This is a genomic window from Soehngenia sp., from assembly GCF_055108775.1.
In genome coordinates this window covers 1-8,104 of record NZ_JBSQIL010000079.1, presented here as the reverse complement: position 1 = coordinate 8,104, position 8,104 = coordinate 1, and the positions used below count along the sequence as shown (strand labels likewise).

At 31.5% G+C, this 8,104-nt stretch carries 11 protein-coding genes; 8 read left to right on the top strand and 3 right to left on the bottom strand.

Features of this window, described 5'->3' with window-relative positions:
- Positions 1 to 141: 141 nt before the first annotated feature.
- From ACTB1H_RS08550 to ACTB1H_RS08540, 3 genes are all read right to left on the bottom strand, one after another.
- On the bottom strand, positions 142 to 435 hold the full coding sequence (locus ACTB1H_RS08550; protein WP_463262423.1) for a transposase: 294 nt from the start codon (positions 433 to 435) through the stop codon (positions 142 to 144).
- 162 nt (positions 436 to 597) lie between these two features.
- Positions 598 to 858: a transposase gene (locus ACTB1H_RS08545; RefSeq protein WP_463262424.1), complete on the bottom strand. Its 261-nt coding sequence runs from the start codon at positions 856 to 858 to the stop codon at positions 598 to 600.
- Positions 859 to 1,159: 301 nt separating this feature from the next.
- The gene (locus ACTB1H_RS08540; protein ID WP_463262422.1) at positions 1,160 to 1,507 is read right to left on the bottom strand and encodes a four-helix bundle copper-binding protein; all 348 of its coding nucleotides are present in this window, start codon (positions 1,505 to 1,507) and stop codon (positions 1,160 to 1,162) included.
- A 344-nt stretch (positions 1,508 to 1,851) separates the two neighbouring features.
- On the opposite strand from ACTB1H_RS08540, the gene ACTB1H_RS08535 reads away from it, so the two are divergent.
- From ACTB1H_RS08535 to ACTB1H_RS08500, 8 genes are all read left to right on the top strand, one after another.
- Positions 1,852 to 2,046 (top strand): SHOCT domain-containing protein, encoded by a 195-nt coding sequence (locus tag ACTB1H_RS08535; RefSeq protein WP_463262421.1) that lies wholly within the window; start codon positions 1,852 to 1,854, stop codon positions 2,044 to 2,046.
- 340 nt (positions 2,047 to 2,386) lie between these two features.
- Positions 2,387 to 4,099 carry a methyl-accepting chemotaxis protein gene (locus ACTB1H_RS08530; protein ID WP_463262420.1) on the top strand — a complete coding sequence of 571 codons (1,713 nt, stop codon included), beginning with the start codon at positions 2,387 to 2,389 and terminating at the stop codon, positions 4,097 to 4,099.
- Positions 4,100 to 4,240: 141 nt separating this feature from the next.
- On the top strand, positions 4,241 to 4,858 hold the full coding sequence (locus ACTB1H_RS08525; protein ID WP_463262419.1) for a class I SAM-dependent methyltransferase: 618 nt from the start codon (positions 4,241 to 4,243) through the stop codon (positions 4,856 to 4,858).
- Between the two features lie 129 nt (positions 4,859 to 4,987).
- Positions 4,988 to 5,566: a hypothetical protein gene (locus ACTB1H_RS08520; RefSeq protein WP_463262418.1), complete on the top strand. Its 579-nt coding sequence runs from the start codon at positions 4,988 to 4,990 to the stop codon at positions 5,564 to 5,566.
- 809 nt (positions 5,567 to 6,375) lie between these two features.
- Positions 6,376 to 6,525: a hypothetical protein gene (locus ACTB1H_RS08515; protein ID WP_463262417.1), complete on the top strand. Its 150-nt coding sequence runs from the start codon at positions 6,376 to 6,378 to the stop codon at positions 6,523 to 6,525.
- 41 nt (positions 6,526 to 6,566) lie between these two features.
- On the top strand, positions 6,567 to 6,752 hold the full coding sequence (locus ACTB1H_RS08510) for a hypothetical protein (protein WP_463262416.1): 186 nt from the start codon (positions 6,567 to 6,569) through the stop codon (positions 6,750 to 6,752).
- Between the two features lie 80 nt (positions 6,753 to 6,832).
- Positions 6,833 to 7,768, top strand: coding sequence for a cysteine synthase A (cysK, locus tag ACTB1H_RS08505; protein WP_463262415.1), 936 nt, complete (start codon positions 6,833 to 6,835; stop codon positions 7,766 to 7,768).
- 127 nt (positions 7,769 to 7,895) lie between these two features.
- On the top strand, positions 7,896 to 8,054 hold the full coding sequence (locus ACTB1H_RS08500) for an aspartyl-phosphate phosphatase Spo0E family protein (protein WP_463262414.1): 159 nt from the start codon (positions 7,896 to 7,898) through the stop codon (positions 8,052 to 8,054).
- Positions 8,055 to 8,104: the final 50 nt, after the last annotated feature.

The window sequence follows — 8,104 nt, the reverse complement described above, 5'->3', positions numbered from 1 at the left end:
TGGAATCCTCCTTTATTTTAAGAATATTATTCCCAATATACCATTTTATTTTTGCTATTAGTACACTTTAGGATACTAGGACAATTATTGCAATCAGCAGAATCAGATTTATGCTTGTAGCCATCTTTAATCATAGGATGATTATATGGCATTGATGGTAATACCCCTGATTAATAAAATCATTTTTGTAATATAAGGAGTCTTGTATCCTGAATCAATAGCTGTTATTATTATTTCATCTTTATATAGCTTATAGACATCTTCAAAAGCTACGCTATAGTGTATATTTCCTGCGGTCACTTCGAAGCCTAAAACAAAATTTGCGTCATCACACGCAGTGTGGGCTAAATAAGCAAAACATTTTTCTTTTTCAGTTTTATAGAACATTCCACTATATTTGTCTGTAGTGCTTTGAATTATAGTTTTTGTTCCCACTTTAGAGTCACCTTTTGGTGGTTTCTTATTATGCTTTTTTCTATCTTCTTCAATTTCTTTATCTAATTGATCTTTATACTTTTTGGCTTCTACTTCAACATTAATTTTAATATTTTTCTTCTTATTGGCAGATGCTTTAATATGAGTTGAATCTATGTAAATTTATTCAGGAGATATAAATCCTTCAGCTTCAGCTATTTCTAATATTTTTATAAATATTGTTGAAAACAAATCTGTATGTTTAAAGCGGCGCTCGTAGTTCTTACTAAAAGTATAGAAATGAGGAATAGCTTCGCTAATCGAGTATACAATAAACCATCTATAAGCAATATTGACTTGTATTTCAGATATAGTTTGTCTCATTGAAGGAATTCCAAATAAGTACTTAATAAGCACTATTTTTATTAAAACTACTGGATCTATACTTGGTATTCCAATTCCAGAGTATAGATGTTTAACTTCTTCATATATAAAATCAAATCTAATTGATTTATCTACTTTTCTTAATAAGTGTTCACTTGGAACTAGATCTTCTAAACTATTAAATTCTACTTGTTTTCTTGATTATTGATTTCTCTTTGTTAACATAATTTATCACCCAATAATATTTTATATTAAAAAGAAAAAAGTGTCGACTTTGTCGACACTCTGATGAGTTCTTAAGAACTCACATTAATTGTATAATTAATTCATGCAAAAAAAGAAATCATATACTTGATACTAATTACATATTAGACATTTTTCTGCATTCATCAGCACACATTCTGCATACATCTGCACATTTTTGGCAATGGTCATCTTTGAACATTTCGCATTCTTTAGCACATGCATCACAAACATCAGCACACATCTTGCAGTGTTGTTTTGAAAACTGAGCATTCATAGACATAAGACCTGTTGACATTTCACACATCTTTGCACATTCAACAAGCATCTTTACACAATTTTTTCTTGCATTTAAGTCAGATTCGTTAAGACAAGCCTCGAAGCATTCGTAACATGCTTGTGAGCATTTACTACATGCATCTATACATGCCTGATAATTATTTTTTACCATTGTTACTACGCCCATTAAAATCACTCCTTTGTTTTTATACAATAGTTAGTTTGCTTTAAAAAATTAATTTTATACTATATATGAGAAACTCATATCATTTAAATTTTACGAATAGTCTTGGAAGGAATTTTCCCTCAATCTCTGTTGCAATAGATAACAGTTTGCTATTATTCATTATTCCCAAAAGAAATATGAAACCTTCATATTTCCTCCATAATTGAGTACTACAATTTATATATTAAGTTAATTCAAATGTTTAAATATTTGATGTAGGAGCACGGTTGAAAATACTAAATTGAATAAAGTGCATACTTACGACCAAAGCCAATACAGTGTTAACTGAAAAGGAGATGATAATTATGATGTTTTTTCCGTTGATTATTATAGGTATTTTAGTATTCTTGTATTTTAATTCTTCAAATAATGGCAATAACCTAAATTATAGAAGGAATATACAATCAAATGATGCATTAGAAATTTTGAACAATAGATTTGCTAATGGTGAGATAAGCGAAGAAGAATATTTAAGAAGAAAATCAGTTTTGAAACAATAATACGTTTAATTATTGATTTGTTGCATAAAAAAGAAGTCTGCGTAAGCCTCTTTAATATACCAGTAAAAGGTATATCAAAGTGGTACACCAGACTTTATTTATTTTTTTATCTATTTTTGATTAGATATTTGTTTAGTGGATTTTTTATAATCTATTTTTAAGTAAATTGCATAAGAATTGGAAATTACACAATATCTACATATTATTTGTTTATAATTAAAAGTAAATTACTGGGCATATTGGGATTGTTTCTTATGTTATATAAACTAAATTGTATAAGTAAGACAAGGAGACAATTAAATAGTTTTACTTGTTATTAGTTGAATTTTGGGAGGTTTTTATGAAAATATTTAAAAATTTAAAAATTGGACAAAAACTTATAATAGGCTTTCTTTTAATTGCACTAATGTTAGGGGCAATTGGGATAATAGCGGTATTGGATATTATGAAAATGAGCTCGAATTCAAAAGCTATGTATGAGGATAATTTATTGCATGTAAGAAAAGTGGGTATATTGAAAGAAAATTTTTTGCAAATACATACTGATCTGCAAACCCTTCTGATTACAAGAGATCAAGATATTATAAAGCAAAAGATAGATGAAATTAAAAACCTGTCAAAGGAAGAGATGTCCTTAGCTTCAGATTATAAAGAACATGGTTCAAATGAAGAAGAGAAAAAGATGCTTTCGGAATTTGATAATTATCATCAAAGTTTTATGATGGAGCGCGATAACTTTTTTAAACTTGTTGAAGCAGATAATTATGAAGAAGCACAAGTATATTTGACAAAAGTTGAGGACATTTGGTTAAAAACAGCACAAGTGTTGAATGATATGACAAATTCAAATATAAAAGAAGCAGAAGAGGCTAACAATTCCAATGATGCTATAGCTCAAAATTCAGTTATTATAATGACTTCTATAGTTATAATTGGTTTGGGTTTAGCTATTTTATTAGGTTTATTAATATCAATATCTTTATCAAAAGAAATAAAGAAAGTATTGGTTTTTGCAGATGCACTTGGCAGTGGGGATTTAAGTGAATCAATAAAGGTAGAATCTAAAGATGAAATAGGGCAACTTGCCCTTGCATTAAATAAAGCAGGAGAAAATACTAGAAAATTAATAGGAGCAATAATTTCTAGTTCCCAAAATCTCAATAGTTCAAGTGAAGAATTAAGCTCTAATATTGAAGAAATTTCTACTAAAATGGACAATATTAATGAATCCACAAAAGAAATATGGAAAGGAACAGAGGAATTGACAGCAACAACCCTTGAAGTAAATGAAGCCATTGAAAAAATAAGTTCCAATGTAAGTGGACTTTCAAGCAAAGCGGCTAATGGAGATTTAACTTCGAAAAAGATAGAACACAGAGCGGAAGAAATAAAGAACACAAGCTTAAAAGCAATAAAAGTCACTAAAGATTTGTACAGAGAAAAACAATCAGGAATACTAAAAGCTATTGAAGATGGAAAGGTTGTTACTGATATAAAAATAATGGCAAATTCAATAGCAGATATATCATCAAGAACAAATTTACTTGCTTTAAATGCAGCTATAGAATCAGCCAGAGCTGGAGAAATGGGAAAGGGCTTTGCTGTTGTTTCAGATGAAATTCGGAAACTTGCTGAGCAGTCAGCCATAAATGTGTCAAATATACAAAGAGTTATTGATGAGGTACAAGCCGCATTTTATAATCTCACTAAAAATGCTCAGGATATACTGAGTTTTATTGATAATAACGTAAATCCTGATTACGAAATTTTCTTTGAAAATGCACAAAAATATGAAAATGATGCTAAATTTATTAAAGAAATGTCTGCTGATATTGCAATAGAAACACAACTGATACAGAGTTCCATCCAGCAGACAAGTTCAGCAATCGAAAATGTATCTGTAACAGCACAGCAAACCTCAGTAAATTCGGACGGTATTTTAAACAGCATTAATGAAACTACAATTGCAGTAGAAGAGGTTTCAAAAGCAGCACAAGAGCAGCTATTATTGGCAGATGAGCTGAATAAATTGATTCAAAAATTCAAAATCTAAAAATAACGAGCTATTTTGAGACGGTTTATTCTAACTATGAACATATTTTTTAGTTGTTTATAGTCTGAATGAACTTTTAGGATTTTTTGAATAAGTAATTTTGTATATTAAAATTTATGATAATGTGAAAGTGGTGATACAATGGACGATACCGAAAAGATTAGAAGAAGATATGATAGAGCTTCACGGATGTATGATATACTTGAACAGCCTATGGAAGGAATGTCTATGAAAAAGTGGAGACTGGAAGCTACTAAGGTTTTAAAAGGGAAGGTATTAGAAATAGGAGTTGGAACGGGAAAGAATATACCATATTACGCTGATGATATAGAAATAACAGCCATTGATTTTAGTGAGAAGATGCTTGCAAAAGCTAGAGAGAAGGCAAAAAAACTTAATAAACAAGTAGAACTGATACAGATGGATGCACAGAATATGGACTTTGCTGATAATACATTTGATATGGTATTTACAACTTGTGTATTCTGCTCTGTACCTGATCCTGTAAAAGGATTGAAAGAAATAAGACGGGTATGTAAACCTAATGGAAAAATAATTATGATTGAGCATGTACGAAGTGAAAGGAAGGTATTAGGACTAATTATGGATGTTTTTAATCCATTGACTGTAAATCTATGGGGTGCAAATATCAACAGGCGTACTGTGGAAAATATCCAAAAAGCAGGGTTTACAAGAGTTAATGATACAAATTTGATTGGTGATATTGTAAAGAAAATAATCATTAAAAACGAAAAATAAAAACATTAATAAGGATGTATTCTCCACATTTCCTCCAAATTTGCAATGTATAATTTAATTAAAGAATAAGAAATACATAACAATACGCAAATGCTTTTCTGATAAAAACAAAAACTAGGAGGAAATATTATGAATAATAAACTTATAGCTATATTAGGTGCGGCAGTAATTTCAGCAGGTGCAATAGGAGGAGTAGCTTTTGCAAGTGGTATTGATAGTAACCCACAAATTGTAGCGAAAGTGAGTAGTGTGAAAGCAAGTATATTAGCAATGAAAAATGGTGATATAAAAGTGCAGGATATAGTAGGGACTGGCATAGCTAATAATTCAAGTGTTAATAGAAGTAATGCTAATGTACTGCAAACTACTGTTGAAGAACTCAATGAAAATGCAAAAACGGCTGTGAATGAAATAAGTGACAATACTTCAAAGGATATATATGAGGATATGATAAAAATCATGAGAGACAATGGATTCAAAGATGCAGGCAGATATATGGAGACCGGTAATTATGCGGCTATGGCAGATTACATGAATAATTTATCACAGGAAGATTATGATAAAATGATTGAAATCATGAATGATAATGGTTATGGTTATATGGCACAAATGATGCAATCCATAAGTAGAGAAGGAATGGTTCAAATGCATAATTCAATGATGGGAAATGGCGGTTATCCAAATGGTATGATGGATAAATTTAGATAATATTGAAGACATACTATGGGCTTTAGAGAAGGTGTTTGTAAATGCTGCAATTATACTCACAGTAGCAAAAGCGAGGCCTGTTTTAAGTTAGCAGACCAGGTCATACATCAAAAAAGTTATCAGGTAGAGGTTCAGTTCCTTCCATTCCTGTGTATAGTGAAGTTATTATTTAAAATATGATTATATATGGTTCCCATATTACAACCTTCTGTTTGATTACTTTATGAAAGGATACCAAACAGGAGGTTGTTTTTCACCATGTCTTTTGTTGAGTCACTTACTGAATATTCTGGTCAAATAACAATAATCCAAAGTATGAAGAAAAATATACAAGCAACTAGGCTGAAAGACATGCTTATAAAATAAGAGAGCTCAGCTAAAACTGAATTCTCTTTATATAATGGAATAGATTAATTTACTGAAAAGATTATTTTTATTACACATCTTCATAAGAACTTCGTATTTGTTTGGTAGGATTAATATAACGAGATGGCAAATGTCTCCTACCTCTTAGGTGGCCGGTTTCAATTCACATTTCAGGAAGTGAGCATATCCCCATACTCGTTGAAGCATATATTTAGTAAAAAAATAGAAATCAATTTTAAAATGAGGTGTTAATATGGAATTTTTATTGCAAAACTGGTGGTATTTGATATTAGTTGGTGCATTTGTATTCATTATGTTTAGGGGAGGAGGTTGTTGTGGAGGAGGACATTCTCACGGCGGACAAGGGAACGGTATGTCTGGCGGAAGCGGCTCCCATGAAGGTCGTGATCATATGAGGCATAACATAGATAACGGACAGTAAGATGATAGAGATTATGAAAGATAATGGATATGAATCTATGGCACAAATGATGGAGCCTTTAGGAAGAGAAGGTATGATTCAGATACATAATTCCATGGGTAACATGCATGGAGAAGACACTAGTATTATGAGTAGATTTAAATCATTTTAGTAGTACTGAAAAAATAACAATAAATGAGAGGATGATTAAATATGTCGGGAATGCAGAGTATAGCAGGGATGGGCAGTATGTCAAAAAGCTGCAATATGAAGAGCATGCATAACAGTCCTAGTATGCAAATGAAGGATGGTATGCAAGTTGAGGCAAAAAAACAGAATGTTTCTAAAGATAAAATATCTAATGAATTTGTTGGAAGTAAAATTGATGTAAAAGCTTAAAATCAACAAAGGTTTTAGTTTTATAGATGGTAAAAGAATAACATAGAATAAATACTTTTAAAGATGATGGAGGTTAATTAATGTCAAAAATAGCAAAAAGTTTAACTGATTTAATCGGAAATACACCGTTACTGGAACTTTCAAATTATAGTGTAAACAATCAGCTCCAAGCAAGGTTGATTGCCAAACTTGAGTACTTTAACCCAGCAGGAAGCGTTAAAGATAGAATAGGATATGCCATGATAAAGGATGCCGAAGACAAGGGTATATTAACCAAAGATTCAGTAATTATTGAGTGTACAAGTGGAAATACAGGAATAGCTCTTGCTTTTGTAGCAGCAGCAAAAGGCTATAAATTAATATTGACAATGCCTGAAACAATGAGTGTAGAAAGGAGAAACTTATTAAAGGCTTTAGGTGCTGAATTAGTGTTAACCCCAGGTTCTGAAGGTATGAAGGGTGCCATTAGGAAGGCTGAAGAGCTTGCAGCCGAAACTCCACATTCTTTTATACCACAGCAGTTTACTAATCCTGCAAACCCGGAGATCCACAGGAAAACAACAGCTGAGGAAATTTGGAGGGATACTGACGGTCTGGTAGATATTTTTGTTGGTGGAGTTGGTACTGGAGGAACAATTACAGGTGTTGGCGAAGTTTTGAAGCAAAAAAATCCAAATATAAGAATAGTAGCAGTAGAGCCGAATGATTCCCCGGTACTGTCAGGAGGAAATTCTGGTCCCCACAAGATACAGGGTATAGGTGCTGGATTTGTACCTGATATTTTAAACACGGGTATTATTGATGAGATATTTAAAGTAAAAAATGAAGAGGCTTTTGAAGGCTCAAGAAGCCTAGCAAATACAGAAGGTCTTCTTGTAGGAATATCGTCGGGAGCAGCAGTTTTTGCAGCAACTGAAATTGCTAAAAGACCTGAGAACAAAGGTAAAACCATAGTAGTTTTACTACCTGATACCGGTGAGAGATATCTTTCTACAGCACTTTTTCAAGGTGAATAAAAAAGTATGGTATATAATATAATACTGAAGCCGTGCAATTGTACGGCTTTTGTCCAATAAATATAAGTTGTGATTTTATGAATCTATAGACTATATTATAGGTGTTTAAATTTAGTGAGGTGTGGGTATGGATAAAGAGATGGAGGAAGTAAGAGGAGAACTAAATAAAATAATGGCTTCTGATTCATTTGATTCCAATGAAGCATTATTGATAAGTCAAATGATGGATAAGCTTATCCTTGAATATTATAAAACTAGGGTTAAGGAACCAATAGTTTTGCAGTAACAAAATCTTAACTGTGAATTTGGAAAGGAGGAGTAAAATGCATGGTGTTG